The organism is Castellaniella sp., assembly GCF_036379515.1.
Taxonomy (GTDB): Bacteria; Pseudomonadota; Gammaproteobacteria; order Burkholderiales; family Burkholderiaceae_B; genus Castellaniella.
The window spans coordinates 38,978-52,164 of sequence record NZ_DASVGN010000007.1 but is presented as its reverse complement, the minus strand read 5'-3'; the positions used below and the strand labels follow the sequence as shown (position 1 = coordinate 52,164).

13 protein-coding genes are annotated in these 13,187 nt (G+C 61.2%); 6 read left to right on the top strand and 7 right to left on the bottom strand.

The genetic code is table 11. The annotated features are described in order from the left end of the window. Positions 1-31: 31 nt before the first annotated feature. A complete protein-coding gene (locus VF285_RS01700; protein WP_346950876.1) occupies positions 32-1,273 on the bottom strand; it encodes an MFS transporter in 1,242 nt (413 codons plus the stop codon). Between the two features lie 233 nt (positions 1,274-1,506). Between VF285_RS01700 and VF285_RS01695 the strand changes: the two genes are divergently transcribed. The 4 genes from VF285_RS01695 to VF285_RS01680 all read left to right on the top strand — a co-directional run bounded on the left by VF285_RS01695 (position 1,507) and on the right by VF285_RS01680 (position 4,014). Next, positions 1,507-1,914: a DoxX family protein gene (locus tag VF285_RS01695; protein ID WP_346950875.1), complete on the top strand. Its 408-nt coding sequence runs from the start codon at positions 1,507-1,509 to the stop codon at positions 1,912-1,914. Between the two features lie 33 nt (positions 1,915-1,947). Beyond that, positions 1,948-2,757 (top strand): class III extradiol ring-cleavage dioxygenase, encoded by an 810-nt coding sequence (locus VF285_RS01690; protein WP_346950874.1) that lies wholly within the window; start codon positions 1,948-1,950, stop codon positions 2,755-2,757. A 55-nt stretch (positions 2,758-2,812) separates the two neighbouring features. Next, positions 2,813-3,604: an exodeoxyribonuclease III gene (locus VF285_RS01685; RefSeq protein ID WP_346950873.1), complete on the top strand. Its 792-nt coding sequence runs from the start codon at positions 2,813-2,815 to the stop codon at positions 3,602-3,604. Positions 3,605-3,777: 173 nt separating this feature from the next. Next, entirely contained in the window at positions 3,778-4,014 is a 237-nt protein-coding gene (locus tag VF285_RS01680; protein WP_346950872.1) for a hypothetical protein, read from the top strand. Between the two features lie 40 nt (positions 4,015-4,054). Here VF285_RS01680 and VF285_RS01675 read toward each other — a convergent pair whose 3' ends face one another. From VF285_RS01675 to VF285_RS01650, 6 genes are all read right to left on the bottom strand, one after another. Continuing rightward, a complete protein-coding gene (locus VF285_RS01675; RefSeq protein ID WP_346950871.1) occupies positions 4,055-5,080 on the bottom strand; it encodes a 2Fe-2S iron-sulfur cluster-binding protein in 1,026 nt (341 codons plus the stop codon). 43 nt (positions 5,081-5,123) lie between these two features. Then, positions 5,124-5,603: a heme-binding protein gene (locus VF285_RS01670; protein WP_346950870.1), complete on the bottom strand. Its 480-nt coding sequence runs from the start codon at positions 5,601-5,603 to the stop codon at positions 5,124-5,126. Between the two features lie 22 nt (positions 5,604-5,625). Further along, the gene (locus tag VF285_RS01665) at positions 5,626-7,086 is read right to left on the bottom strand and encodes an aldehyde dehydrogenase family protein (RefSeq protein WP_346950869.1); all 1,461 of its coding nucleotides are present in this window, start codon (positions 7,084-7,086) and stop codon (positions 5,626-5,628) included. A 118-nt stretch (positions 7,087-7,204) separates the two neighbouring features. After that, positions 7,205-7,942, bottom strand: a complete 738-nt coding sequence (locus VF285_RS01660; RefSeq protein ID WP_346950868.1) for an iron-containing redox enzyme family protein — start codon at positions 7,940-7,942, stop codon at positions 7,205-7,207. Between the two features lie 153 nt (positions 7,943-8,095). Then, a complete protein-coding gene (locus tag VF285_RS01655) occupies positions 8,096-9,565 on the bottom strand; it encodes a gamma-glutamyltransferase family protein (RefSeq protein ID WP_346950867.1) in 1,470 nt (489 codons plus the stop codon). Between the two features lie 10 nt (positions 9,566-9,575). Further along, positions 9,576-11,096 (bottom strand): hypothetical protein, encoded by a 1,521-nt coding sequence (locus VF285_RS01650; RefSeq protein WP_346950866.1) that lies wholly within the window; start codon positions 11,094-11,096, stop codon positions 9,576-9,578. Positions 11,097-11,581: 485 nt separating this feature from the next. On the opposite strand from VF285_RS01650, the gene VF285_RS01645 reads away from it, so the two are divergent. Together VF285_RS01645 and VF285_RS01640 are read left to right on the top strand one after the other, a co-directional pair. Continuing rightward, the gene (locus VF285_RS01645) at positions 11,582-12,331 is read left to right on the top strand and encodes a sulfite exporter TauE/SafE family protein (protein WP_346950865.1); all 750 of its coding nucleotides are present in this window, start codon (positions 11,582-11,584) and stop codon (positions 12,329-12,331) included. Between the two features lie 91 nt (positions 12,332-12,422). After that, positions 12,423-13,187 carry a GntR family transcriptional regulator gene (locus tag VF285_RS01640; protein ID WP_346950864.1) on the top strand — a complete coding sequence of 255 codons (765 nt, stop codon included), beginning with the start codon at positions 12,423-12,425 and terminating at the stop codon, positions 13,185-13,187.

Below are 13,187 nucleotides of genomic sequence, written 5' to 3'. Positions count from 1 at the left end.
GTCGCGCTTTCGCGTGACCGCTCCATCACCTTCACTTCAGCTCTGCTCCCTTCAATTCAGGGATCAGGAAGAGCGTGGCCAGCATGTCCAGCACATAGATGGACGCCAGCAGCGCGATGGCCACGTGAAATGAATAAGCTGCAGCAATCGCACCCACTACCAGCGGGCCAAAGCCGCCGACGGCACGCCCCAGATTGAACAGCACGTTCTGCGCCGTGGCACGCGCTTCCGTCGGATACGCTTCGGACATCACCGCCCCGTTGCCGCCCAGCATGCCGTTGACAAAGAACCCCATGAGCGCACCGGCCCAGAGCATGGTGGCTGGGTCCGTGAGCTGCGAGTAATACAGCACCATGACGATGGCACCCAACTGGTACAGAATGAAGCTGGGCTTGCGGCCGATGCGGTCGGCCAGATGCCCGAACAGCCAGATGCCAAGCGCCATGCCGATGATGGTGGCGCCGGTCCAGACAGCCGATTTCGTCAGGCCAAAGCCCTGCGACTTGGCGAGGTAGCTTGGCATCCAGATCATGATCCCGTAGTAGCCAAAATTCTGCACCGAGCACAAGATGAACATGCCGATGCTGGTGCGGGTCGTGCGCGCATCCTTGACCAGCATGCCGTAGGACTGGGAAAACTGCGGGCGATGCGCTTTGACCGTCTTCACGAACAGGTCAGGCTCATGCAGATGACGGCGGATGGCCCAGGCAACCACTGCCGGGAAGATACCGACCAGGAACATGCCACGCCAGCCGATATGCGGCAACAGGAACGGGATCACGATGGCGGCCAGCAGCACCCCTGCCTGCCACCCCAACGCGACGTAAGACGATACCCGGGCACGCTGGCTCGGCGGCCAGGCTTCGGCAGCCAACGCCATCCCGATGCCGAATTCACCCCCCAGGCCGACGCCGGCAATGGTGCGGTAAATCAGCAGATCCCAATAGCCCTGGGCAAAGGCACACAGGCCCGTGAACACGGCAAACAGCAAAATGGACCAAGTCAGCACCCGGACACGGCCATAGTGGTCGCTGAGCGTGCCAAAGACGATGCCGCCACACACGGCACCCACCAGCGTCCAGGTGACCAGCGCACCGGCCTGCCCTGGAGCCAGGTGCAGGTCGGCTGAAATGCCGGCCAGCATGAAACCCAGGATCAGCAGGTCGAAGCCGTCCATGGCATAGCCGATTGCCGAGCCCCACAGGGCTTTCCAGGCATAGGGCGTGACGACATCCCCCGAGCTGCCTGGTGCTGTATTGAGTTGAGCGTCCACTGGTTTGCTCCTGTTGGTTTGCTCTGATGCGATGAAAAACCGGTTTCGGCAACCTGCGAAGTGCTTCACAGATCCACCATTGAATCTACTTTTTTATATTAAGATAATTTTTTAGACTGATGATCCCATGACGAATAGGTATTTCTACTAATTCTTGGGTCCCGGTGAGGGACTTTGTGGTGTAGGATTTCAACTCTTCATGCTTGCTGAGCCGCAACTCTAGGACACCCTCCATGGACAAATCCTGCTGCGCCACCTGGGCTCCCCGCCTGACCAGCCTGATCCGCATCGGAGCAGGCTACATGCTGTTCATCCACGGGACTGCCAAACTCTTTGGCACGCCCCACATCGCCGCCTTCGAGCATCTGCAAGTACTGTCGCTCTTCGGCATTGCAGGGATCATCGAGCTGGTCTGTGGCGCACTGGTCCTGCTGGGGCTGTTCTCTCGCCCGGCCGCCTTCGTCGCCTCCGGCCTGGGTGCTGCGGCCTACCTGGTGGGCCACGTCACGCCGCACGGGCATTTCCTGTTGCCCATCCTCACGGGGGGCGAGGCACCCATCCTGTATGCGTTCGTCTTCTTCCTGCTCTTTCTGTACGGCCCAGGGTCCTGGAGCCTGGACAAACTGCTCCGCGGAAAATAGACTCAACCCGCAGCGTTCGCCTCGACACACACCATGACTTCTACGCAACGGCAGCCTATCTATTTCGTCTCACACGGCGGCGGGCCCTGGCCCTGGATGCCGGAACAGGCAGCTATGTACGCGCCGCTGACACAGGCGCTGCAATCCATCCCGGCCCAGCTGCCACAGTCGCCCGCAGCCATCCTGATGGTTTCGGCTCACTGGATCACGCAAGGCGCCGTGCAAGTCACAAGCGCCGCGAACCCCGGCATGCTTTATGACTACTATGGGTTCCCGGCACCCACCTACCAGATCCACTACCGGGCGCCCGGATCGCCCGAGTTGGCCGGTCGCGTGACTACGCTGCTGCAGGGGCAAGGCGTTGCCGTCACGGCGGACTCTCAACGCGGCTATGACCATGGCGCCTTCGTCCCGGCGTACGTCATGGTCCCGCAAGCCACCATCCCCATGGTGCAGCTCTCGATCGAGGCCGGCTTCGACCCCGACTTTCACCATGCGCTGGGCCTGGCGCTGCAGCCGCTGCGAGACGAGAACATTCTCATCGTGGGCAGCGGCCTGAGCTACCACAACCTGCGCCGCTTCGGCCCTGCCGGCCGTGAGCCTTCCGCTCAGTTCGATGCCTGGCTGCAGGATGCCCTGATCGACCGTGACCTGAACGCCCGGCAAGAGACGCTGCGCAGGTGGTCTCAGGCGCCTTCGGCACGCATCGCCCACCCCATGGAAGACCACCTGGTACCGCTCTTCGTGGCCAGCGGCGCAGCGGGCGAAGACAAGGCCACCTGCTTTCATCACGAAGTCGACGCATTCGGCAGCCTGACGGTCTCCAGCTTCCGGTTCGGCTGATTTCCCGACCGGCGATCGTCTACAGTACGGGAAGAACAACGACTGGAGTCGCACCGTGCTGCGCATCACCACACTGAACCTGAACGGCATTCGCTCGGCCTACCGAAAAGGCCTGGCCGACTGGCTGGCGGCCGCCTGCCCGGACGTCGTGTGCCTGCAAGAGATCAAGATCCAGGATGCCGACCTGACCGAGGACATGCGTCATCCGGCCGGCTACACGGGCCATTTTCATCCCGCCGAAAAGAAGGGCTACAGCGGGGTGGGCCTATACGCTCGCGTGCCGGCCGATTCAATCACCATCGGCATGGGCAACGCAGAATTCGACGCAGAAGGCCGGGTGCTGCGCGCCGACTGGCCCACGTTCACGGTCGTCAGCGCCTACCTGCCGTCGGGCACGAGCGGCGACGAGCGCCAGGCGGCCAAATACCGATTCCTGGACTTGTTCGAGGACTGGATGGGTGGCCTGATGCAGGAGCACAAGGACACAGGCCGCGAATTCGTCCTGTGCGGCGACTGGAACATTGCCCACCACGAAATCGACCTGAAGAACTGGAAAGGCAACCGCAAGAACAGCGGCTTTCTGCCCGAGGAACGCGCCTGGCTCACCAAGATCTTCGATGACCATGGCTGGGTGGACGTCTACCGCCGCCTATACCCCGACGCCACCGACGAGGCCTACACCTGGTGGAGCAACCGCGGCCAGGCCTATGCCAAGAACGTAGGCTGGCGCATCGATTATCAGGTCGCCACCCCAGGTATTGCAGCGCACGCACGACGGGCAGCCGTCTACAAAGACACCCGCTTCAGCGATCACGCCCCTCTGACGGTGGAGTACGACTGGGACTGAGCGCCACCGGGCGCAGGCGGGAGCGCAGGCAGGCGCCCTCGACCGCGGCCTTCATCTTCGATCGTGCCCCTTCACAACACTTCCTGGAATATTAGGGTTAACACTAGGCACACGGCATTAAAAACGGTATACTGAATCCAGTCAATCAGGACTAACCATTAAAGGAGTACGACATGACAGACTCAGGTCGCTATCCAAGCACCCCTATTGGTCAGGAATTGGGCCGTTTCTATATGCACCGCTCAGTGCTTCGGCGCTCGATCCCCCTTTTTTCCATGACCTGGCACGATTTTGGCCGCTACCTGAAGGGTGAGGCTGCCATGATCCATAACACGCCCCAACGCAACGATCACGGCAAGGGTCAGGGTGGCGCTTCAAATCCGCATGGTCATCGGCCTGCACACGCCTGAGCGTTCAGGCAGCAGCAGGAAGCCGACACCGGTAGCGACCTCAGGCCGCTACCGGTTTTTCATTCTGGCCATGGTGAAATGTAAAGCTGTCCGAGTAGATCACGTCCATTTCGGCACCCAGGCCCAGGAGCACGCGCTTGGTGTCCGTCACCATTTGTGGCGACCCACACAAGTAAAAGGCATATTCGGAGACGTCCTGGAAATCTTGCGCAAGTGCGTCCTGCACATGACCCGTTCGCCCAGTCCATGATTCACCGGCACGCGACAGCACCGGGACGAAGTTGAATTCGTACAAACGCCCGAGCCAGGATTCCAGCTCTTCACGGGCATAGAGGTCCGCTTCGGTGCGCATCCCCCAGTACAGTGAGACAGGGGGGCAATCTTCATCATCCAGCAGTGATTCCAGCATCGCCCGAATCGGCGCAAACCCGGTCCCTGTCGCCACGAAGATCATGGGCCGATAGTCTTCCGCGTGATAGCAGAAGGTGCCTTTGGGAATTTCGATATCGAGGGCATCGCCGGCCTTCAGGGCAGGCAAGCGCTCCTGCGTAAAGGCGCCCCCTGGCACGTGACGGACGTGAAACTCCAGCTCGTTGCCAAACGGAAAGGCACTCGCCATGGAAAAGCTGCGTTCGGCGCCATCCGGCAAGAGGATGTTCATGTGCTGACCAGGCCGGTAATCGCAATCAAGGTCCTCCGGCAACTGGAGCACCAGACGCGAAATGTCGGCCGTCAAAGGCTCGACCTGGTGCACTTCTGCCACGGTGTGCACAGGCTCTGCCAGCACGGGCCCATGGTTGGCAGGCGTCAGCACCACATCGGTATCAGGGTGTGCCTGGCACGCCAGGGCATAGCCTTGCTCCGCTTCTTCCGGCGTGAGCGCCATCGGAAACTCGTCGTAATGGACGCAGCCTTCCTGGAGCCTGACGCGGCAGGTGCCACAACCACCAAACGTGCATTCGTGAGGCAGTCTCACCCCCGTTCGCAGTGCGGCATCCAGAATGGTTTCGTCGCGTGAGACCTCAAAGACCTCACCGGTATCTGATACGCGAACCTTGTGGCCCATGGCGATTCTCCAGAGAAGCAGTGGGGCAAGGCCCCACAACTCCCTATTTCTTGATGTCGGCTTCTACCAGCACCGTCAGGCCCTTGTCCTTCAAGGCATCGGCCAGTGCCTGCAATCCTGCCAGGCCCGCTTCGGTGTCCTGTTTGCCATTGCCGCCGCTCATGCCCAACCCGCCAACGACTTCTCCATTGACCACGATGGGAAAGCCGCCCACGAAGCCCGCAAAACGTCCGCCAAAGCTCAGCTGGATGCCGAAGGCCTCATTGCCCGGCAGCGCCGGCCCGTTGGGCGCGCGCGTGAACAGGTGCGTGGAGCGTTTGTGCCCTGCTGCAGTAAACGCCTTGTTCATTGCAATCTGCGGGCCCGTGATGCGCGAACCGTTCATGCGCTCCAGGGCAATGGGATAACCGCCCGCATCCACGACGCAGACAGTTTCCAGAACGCCGATTTCCTTCGATTTGGCGATTGCCGCATCGATCATCAGGCGGGCTTCTTCACGTTCGAGTTGTAGAGTTTGCTTCATTACTGTCCTCCAAAAGTAGACATCACACGCCGCGATAGACGGTCTTGATCTGCGTGAAGAATTCGAGACCGGCGCGCCCGGATTCGCGAAAAGTTGCGGTGCTCGACCGCTTCAGGCCTCCAAACGGTGCGTTCACCAGATTGCCTGTGGTGGTCCGATTCACCTTCACCGTGCCCGCCTGGATATCGTGCGGAAAACGATGCGCCAGACGCGCGTCCCGCGTCACCAGGCTCGCAGACAGGCCGTATTCGGTGTCGTTGGCCACGCGGATGGCGTCGTCGTAGCCATGAACCGTCAGGATGGCAATCACCGGCCCGAAGATTTCCTCGCGCGCAATGCGCATGGAGGGAGTCACGCCGGTGAACACGGCGGGCGCCACGTAGTAGCCCCCGTCATAGCCGGGGCCCGTGAGACGGTCACCGCCCACCAGATGCGTCGCCTCAGCCTTGCCAATGGCGACGTAGTCGAGAACGGTCTTCATCTGGCTCTCGGTTGCCAGCGGTCCCAACTCATTGCCTTTTTCGAACCCGGAACCGATCTTGAGCTGCGCAATTCGCTGCAACAATTTTTCGGTGAAGGCCTCGCGCACGGGCTCGTCAACCAGCACGCGGCTGGTCCCCGTACAGGCCTGGCCCGTCAGGGAAAGACCGCCTTTCACCGTCAAGTCGACAGCCAGATCCAGATCCGCATCTGCCATGACAATGAGCGGATTCTTGCCGCCCAGCTCCATCTGCAGGCGGGTGGTCATGGACGCCCCGCGATGGATTGCTTCACCGGCCCGAGTCGAGCCGGTGAACGTGACTGCACGAACCTCTGGAGACTGCGTCAGTACGTCGCCAATGCGCGAGGCACGCCCCGTGATGAAGTTCAGAACGCCCGGCGGAATGCCTGCATCCACCAGAGCCTCCGCAAGACGATATCCCGACAAAGGGGTATCGGTAGAGGGCTTGAACACCACCGTATTACCGGTGATGAGTGCCGGCGCGATCTTGCGCGCCGGGATGGAAATCGGAAAATTCCACGGCGAAATGACCGTCACCACGCCCAACGGCTCGCGCTGGGTGTACACCACCTGATCGGGATCATCCTGAGGGAAGGTCTCACCCGAGTAGGTCTGGCCTTCGATCGCGTAGAACTGCAAGGTTCCTGCAGCACGAAGGACCTCGGCGCGCGATTGCGACAGCAGCTTGCCCTCTTCACGCGTCAATTCTTCGGCGACAGCATCGGCGCGCTCGCGCAGAAGTTCGCCTGCCCGGATGAGAATGGCTGCGCGCTTCGTGATGGGCGTATCGCGCCACGCCGAAAACGCGGCCTGCGCCGCTTCGAGGGCAACCCTGGCGTCTTCTGGCCCAGAATCCTGAAAATGACCGACGCAGTCTTCCGCATCTGCCGGATTGCGATTGAGATAGGTGGCGCCGGAAGCGGCAGCCCGCCAGTCGTCGCCAATATAGTTCTTGAAAACCTGATTCTTGAGGTCACGCACCGCCTGGCACCCCTGTCACCGATTGAGCACACGAGAGCCCCGGGCAATCGCCCGGGAGAGAATATGGCTTGCGCACAGGCCAGAGAAGCGTGATGCTCGCTGGCCTGCGCGCAACCGATTACGCTGCTGCTTGCATCTCCAGCTCTTCGAGCGGGATTTCGTCCTTGACGTAATCGTTGTAGAGCGCCGTGGTGTACAGGAACCGCATCTTGGCACCGATCTCGCAGATACGCAGGCATTTCTGCTGCAGTTCGACGGTGTTCGCATGTTCCAGAACGATCTGGTATCCGCGCTCGCCGTGGATTTCATCCGACACGATGTGCAGGTCGAAGAACTCGGCCTCTTCGTCCGTGAAACCGTATTTTTCTTTCAGGATGGGTGATTGCTTGCGGTAGATGGATGGGACCTGGGATTCCAGCCCCACCACCAGGCCCGCCACCGCTACGATGGGGTCTTCGCGCATGGCCACGCAGTAGCACCAGGACTGCAGCGCGCGGGTGGTTGGCGACATGTTGTCCGGATTTTCGACGCGGGCACGTGTGGTGCCACACGCTTCTGCGAAGCGGATCAGCAGATCCGTGTGCCGATCGCCACCGATTTCTTCCTCGTACATATTGGCGAGCAGAAAATCCTTGGCTTCAGTGAAGTTGTCCGGCATGCGGGCATACACATAGGCCAGATAGTCGGCAAACGGCCCGACGTAGTGGTAGTGATTTTCCGCCCAACGCGCCATGTGTGCACGGCTGAGCTTACCGGTTGCCCAGGCAACGCTGAAAGGAGCCCGGTTCGCGCTATTGCCCTTGATCGCCTTTTCCAGGGCAGTGCGGAATTCGTCTTGAGTCATCAATGAAGGCATGTCTGTTCCCGTAAGAAAGCACAACGCAAAATTGGGTGGTCTGGTGACCTACGTTTGGTGAGACTGCGATGTGTTCAGGTCTCACCCTCAACATATAGATTATTGTATACCGTATACCGTACTAGAAAATAAGGGTTATCCCCGAAAATCCGTTCAAACTGAAACAGAGACACTCAGCCACTGGCCGTCTTTACGCGGATCGGCGGCCCCCTCCAACGTCCCATCGCGATGGCGCCGCACGGCGTGCGCGCCTCCGAAGTCGCTGCGCCCCGCCAATTCACCCACCGCCGGATGCGGAGGCTCGTAGCCTGCGGTACGCAAAGCCTGGGCAATCCTGTCAGGAAAGCCGTTTTCGATTGCCAGGGTGTCGCCCGCCTCCAGTCGCCAGCGCGGCGCATCCAGCGCAGACTGCAGGCCGCTATTCCAGGCCAGCACCCGAGTCAGGATCTGGATCTGGCCCTGCGGCTGCATGAGCCCCCCGACAACCCCCATCCCCAGATAGAACTCGCCGTCCTTCGTCGTGAGCCCCGGGACCACCGTGTGATAGGGGCGTTTGCCCGGTGCCGGGCCATTGACGTGGCCCAGCTCAGAGAACCCGAAACCCCGGTTCTGCAGGCAAAATCCGTGCGCGGGCACCACGATGCCCGATCCGAATCGTTTGAAAATGCTGGACATGAGCGTGACGGCCAGACCTTGTCCGTCATCGACCACGGTACAGACCGTGTTCCCGGAGGGGTCGGCAACCGTGCGTTTGGCCTTGGCCATGGCGGCCGCAGTGGCCTGCACCATCTGCACCCAGGTGGCGGGGTCTTCGGGGTCCCCAGCGACCGCCTGAACCGCTGCCAGTGCATCCAGGATGGCGACGCCGTGCGTGTTGGGTGGGCACTCGTGAATGCGCGCCCCGTGAAAATCGAGCGAAAGTGGCGTCACGAAATTACCTTCATGCCGTGCGAAATCACTGGCATCCAGTACGCCCTCTTCCGACTGAACCGCAGCGGCAGCCGCAGCCGCCACCGGACCTTGATAGAAATAATCCGGCCCGTCGGCCGCGATACGTTCGAGCGTCAGGGCCAGCGCCGGATTGGCGAAGGTCTCTCCCGCCACAGGGGAGTTGCCCGCACGGTACAACTGTGCACATGCGGGGTGCCGTCGCACCACGAAATCAAACAGTTTCCATTCGTGCGCGGACACCGGAGCCACCGCAAACCCATCGCGGGCATGACGGATGGCCCACGGAAACAATGCCCGCCACGGCAGCCGCCCGAAACGCCGGTGCAAATCCCACCAGCCTCGAACGGCACCGGGTGTCGTGACCGAGAGCGGGTGGCGTTCGGGTATCCGCCCTCCCGGCAGCGCCTCGATCAGGTCCGGCTGCAACGCCTCGGGGGCACGACCCGTGCCGTTGTAACTGACCACGGGCCGCCCTTGCGGGCAGACCATGGCCAGCAGATCGCCGCCCACACTGGTGGCCATGGGCTCGACCACCCCCATGACCGCGTCGGCGGCAATCGCCGCATCCACTGCCGAACCGCCTGCCTGGAGCACGTCACGAGCCGCCTGTGCAGCAAGAGGATTGCCTGTGGAAACCATGGCTTGACGTGCGCCCTGCTGGCGATTGCCCATCGATTTTCTCCTAGGCCATCCAGATTGCGGCAAACGTGGTGGAGATTGCCAAGGCCACCAGAACCGGAATCGTCAGCACGCGCACCAGGTCGAGCACCGACACACGGGCAAAGCCCGCTACGGCGATCAGCGAGGACCAGGCAATCAGCGTGCCACCGCCCGTCCATACCGACCCCATCTGACCAATCGCGGCCAATGTGGCCACGTCCACGCCAGCCACAGGCCCGATCGCACCTGCGAGAGACCCCGTCAAGGGCAGACCGGAGAAGCCTGAACCATCAATGCCGGTCACCATCCCCACGATCAGCTCGCCAAACGCCATCATGAATGCGTTGTTGGGAATGAAGTGCTGGGCCGCCGTGATCAGTTCGAACAGCAGTGCGGGCGCGTGGGCCGAAGGAATCCCCAGGATCTGCGCCGTGGCGTCCGAGGTGCCGAGGAAAAAGAACCCGGCAATCGGCAAGACCGAGCCCATGGCCTTGAACGCAAACACGAAGCCATCGGTCATGTAGTCAGGACACAGGTCCAGCATCCGGCGCGGCCCGACGTACATCAGACAGACCAGCATCATGAGCGCAAACCCGACACCCCCCACCAGGCCCGCCGCATCGCCGCCACGCAACGCCGGAAGTTTCGGGAAGATGGTCGGCAAGACAAGCACCAGGATGACGGCCAGGAAAGCCAACGGCGTCACCACGGCAAACACCCTGCCGCACTTCTTCAGATGCGCCTGTGCCCTGGAGGCATAGGGCACGTCTTCCTGGGGCGCATCCGCGCTGCGAGCCATCTCGGCCTTGTCGAAGCTGCCTGAGCGTTCGATAGGCGCCATCGTGCCGTCGCTGGCCAGGGCCTGCCAGTCATCGAGCAATGCCGGGTCAGGCTTGCGAATGCTCTTGCGCGTGAAGAAATACGCCAGAACCAGCGCAATGATGCCCGTGATCAACGACAGAATGAGCGCCTTGTCCGCCACCCCCTGAGCACTGGCCAGGCCAGCAGCCTTCGCGCTGATTCCCGGTGCCACACCAATGATGTAGTCGGACGACAGCGCCATCCCCTGGCCAGCGATGGCGATCACCATGGCACCGGTCAGCGGAGGCAGCCCTGCAGCAATGGCGGCCGGCAGCAAGACGGCCGATACCAGCGGAACTGCCGGCGTGGGCCAGAAGAACAACGAGAACACGTACGTGATGATCGTCAGAACGATGAAAGACGAGGCCCCACCTCGCATGACGTGCTGAAAGGGCTTCACCATCAGGACGTCTGCTCCCACCGCCTTGAGAGCGCTGAGCAGTGCAGTCATGAACGTGATGACCAGGAAGATATTGAAGAGCTCCTTGGCGGCCACGAAGCTGGCCGAAAAGATTCCGATGAACCCACTCACGGGGTTGCCCGTGAGCGCCGTGACGACCAAGAAAGTGCCAACCACCGCAGGAACTACCACGTTGGCACGAAAGATCATCGTACCGATGATCACCAGCACACTGAGCAGATATAGCCAGTGCGCCAGGCTGAGAGTGACTTCTGAGCCCATGAGCCTCCCCTATAGACAAACCCCGGGTCGATACCCGGGGAAGAACACGTTGAAAATGACGCGAACGAATCAGTCAGAAACCTTCAAAACAGTCATGCTCATGCATCTGAGCATTCTGTATACAGTATGTTATTCTTCCTAATCCCCTTCCGAATACACGGGTTTCCCCTAAAGCTGCTTTCTTCGCCTGTGGCAGAACATCAGATCCCGACTGAATCCGGCACACAGAAGTGGCGAAACCATAGGGAAAATCAGTGTCTGCATGGAGGGCTGCAGGCACTGCCTTGATCGATTTTGCCAGAAATTCTTTGAACGCCTAGGGAAATCACCATCTCGGAACCAAGTCTTCGAATCATCGATAGTGGCCTATCATTTCAGACATTCGTATACAGCATACTATTTGAGTTACAACCCTCAATGACCTGCCCGCCCGCACGGGGCTTCCTCTGGCACTGAACACGCTTTTCTTCTCAAACGCCCCTCCCATGACGACGACCCTCCTTCCCTTCACTGACCCCTGGATCTACGCCCTGATGGCTGCACTAATTCTGGGTTCAGCCTTTCTGCAAGGGATGGGTGGCGTGGGGTTCACCATGTTTGCGGCGCCGGTGGCACTTATCGTGAGCCCCGAACTGGTGCCAGGCCCACTGCTGACCCTCGGCGGAATGGCCACGCTACTGACGGCGCTGCGCGAACGGCAGCATATCGCCTGGCAGCCAGCCTCTTTTGCTCTGGGGGGCCGCACCGTCGGGGCTCTCATCGCGGTCCTGGCACTCAGCCACCTGCCGCGGGGGGCACTTGGCCTGGTATTCGCGGGGCTCATCCTGCTCGCCGTCATTCTCAGTGCGTCGGGCCTCAAGTTTGCCGTCACACGAGGCAATGCCAGCGTTGCCGGACTGGTCTCGGGGGTCATGGGGACACTCACATCGGTGGGCTCTCCTCCGCTTGCCATCATCATGCAATACAGCGCACCACCGTCCATTCGCGCCACCATTGGGGCCATACTGGCCTGTGGCGCCACTGTCTCGATCGGTCTGCTGGCCCTCTCTGGGCACTATGGCCTGCGCGACGTGCTGCTGAGCGTCACGTTGCTGCCATTTCTATTCTGCGGGTTCTGGCTCTCCAACCGCGCACGACACCGCGTCAGTGGGCCAGCACTGCGCCACGGGCTGCTGATCTTTTGTGCAGTGAGCGCCATCGTCCTGGCAGTGAAGACCCTGTGGCAATGGGCCTGAGCAGCGAATTCATGGTTTGTTCGACAGAGAAACCAGCCATTGTCGTCCTGTATACTAAGCACGTAGACGGAAACGTGTCGAGAACCGCATCATGAGCGTCAATTCCACGAAACTGAGTCATCCTTCGTCGCGTTCCACCGCAAATCGCGACGATCTCAAAATCGGCGATCAATACTCCCCACTTTTCGCGCTCATCCGAGACCGGCTGCGCGACCGAATCCTGCAGGGCGAATTCCGCCCTGGGGCACGGCTGGTCGAAAGCCGGTTGTCCGACGAAATGGCGGTTTCACGCATCCCGGTCCGCGAAGCGCTACGGGCGCTCGCCGCCGAAGGCCTGGTCACCATCGAGCCGCGCCGGGGTGCTTCTGTCGCCATCCTGTCCGACGAGCTCGCCTACGACATGGTCGAAGTTCGCGCCGCCCTCGAAGGACTCAATGCGCGCCTGGCGGCAGAGCGGCGCAACGAGGCTGCCATAGAACAACTTCAGGGCATTCTCAAAGAAGGCACGGCGGCAGCTGAACGCGAAGGTGCCGAAGCCTGGGAAACCTGCCGACGGCTGAACCGCACCTTCCACGAAACGCTCGCCACCGTCACAGGCAACCCGGTGCTCATGGACTTGATGAATTCGCTGCGCGACCGTACGGCGCTGGTGTTCGCACCCAGCAACATGCGGCGCGTGCGCGAGAACTGGGCAGACCATGCCCAGATCCTGCGCGCCGTGATTGCGGGCAACGCAGAACTGGCGGGCCTGCTGGCCACCCAGCACGTGCACAATGCCGCGCGTGCGTACACTCAAGAACGTGAAAAAAAAGGTGACTCACCGGCTCCGACGATACGCGCCGAGGCTCAAGTTTGA

Coding starts and splice junctions, on each gene's coding strand:
- VF285_RS01695 (WP_346950875.1), top strand. CDS start 1,507: ATGGACAAATCCTGCTGCGCCACCTGGGCTCCCCGCCTGACCAGCCTG.
- VF285_RS01690 (WP_346950874.1), top strand. CDS start 1,948: ATGACTTCTACGCAACGGCAGCCTATCTATTTCGTCTCACACGGCGGC.
- VF285_RS01680 (WP_346950872.1), top strand. CDS start 3,778: ATGACAGACTCAGGTCGCTATCCAAGCACCCCTATTGGTCAGGAATTG.
- VF285_RS01675 (WP_346950871.1), bottom strand. CDS start 5,080: ATGGGCCACAAGGTTCGCGTATCAGATACCGGTGAGGTCTTTGAGGTC.
- VF285_RS01670 (WP_346950870.1), bottom strand. CDS start 5,603: ATGAAGCAAACTCTACAACTCGAACGTGAAGAAGCCCGCCTGATGATC.
- VF285_RS01660 (WP_346950868.1), bottom strand. CDS start 7,942: ATGCCTTCATTGATGACTCAAGACGAATTCCGCACTGCCCTGGAAAAG.
- VF285_RS01655 (WP_346950867.1), bottom strand. CDS start 9,565: ATGGGCAATCGCCAGCAGGGCGCACGTCAAGCCATGGTTTCCACAGGC.
- VF285_RS01650 (WP_346950866.1), bottom strand. CDS start 11,096: ATGGGCTCAGAAGTCACTCTCAGCCTGGCGCACTGGCTATATCTGCTC.
- VF285_RS01645 (WP_346950865.1), top strand. CDS start 11,582: ATGACGACGACCCTCCTTCCCTTCACTGACCCCTGGATCTACGCCCTG.
- VF285_RS01640 (WP_346950864.1), top strand. CDS start 12,423: ATGAGCGTCAATTCCACGAAACTGAGTCATCCTTCGTCGCGTTCCACC.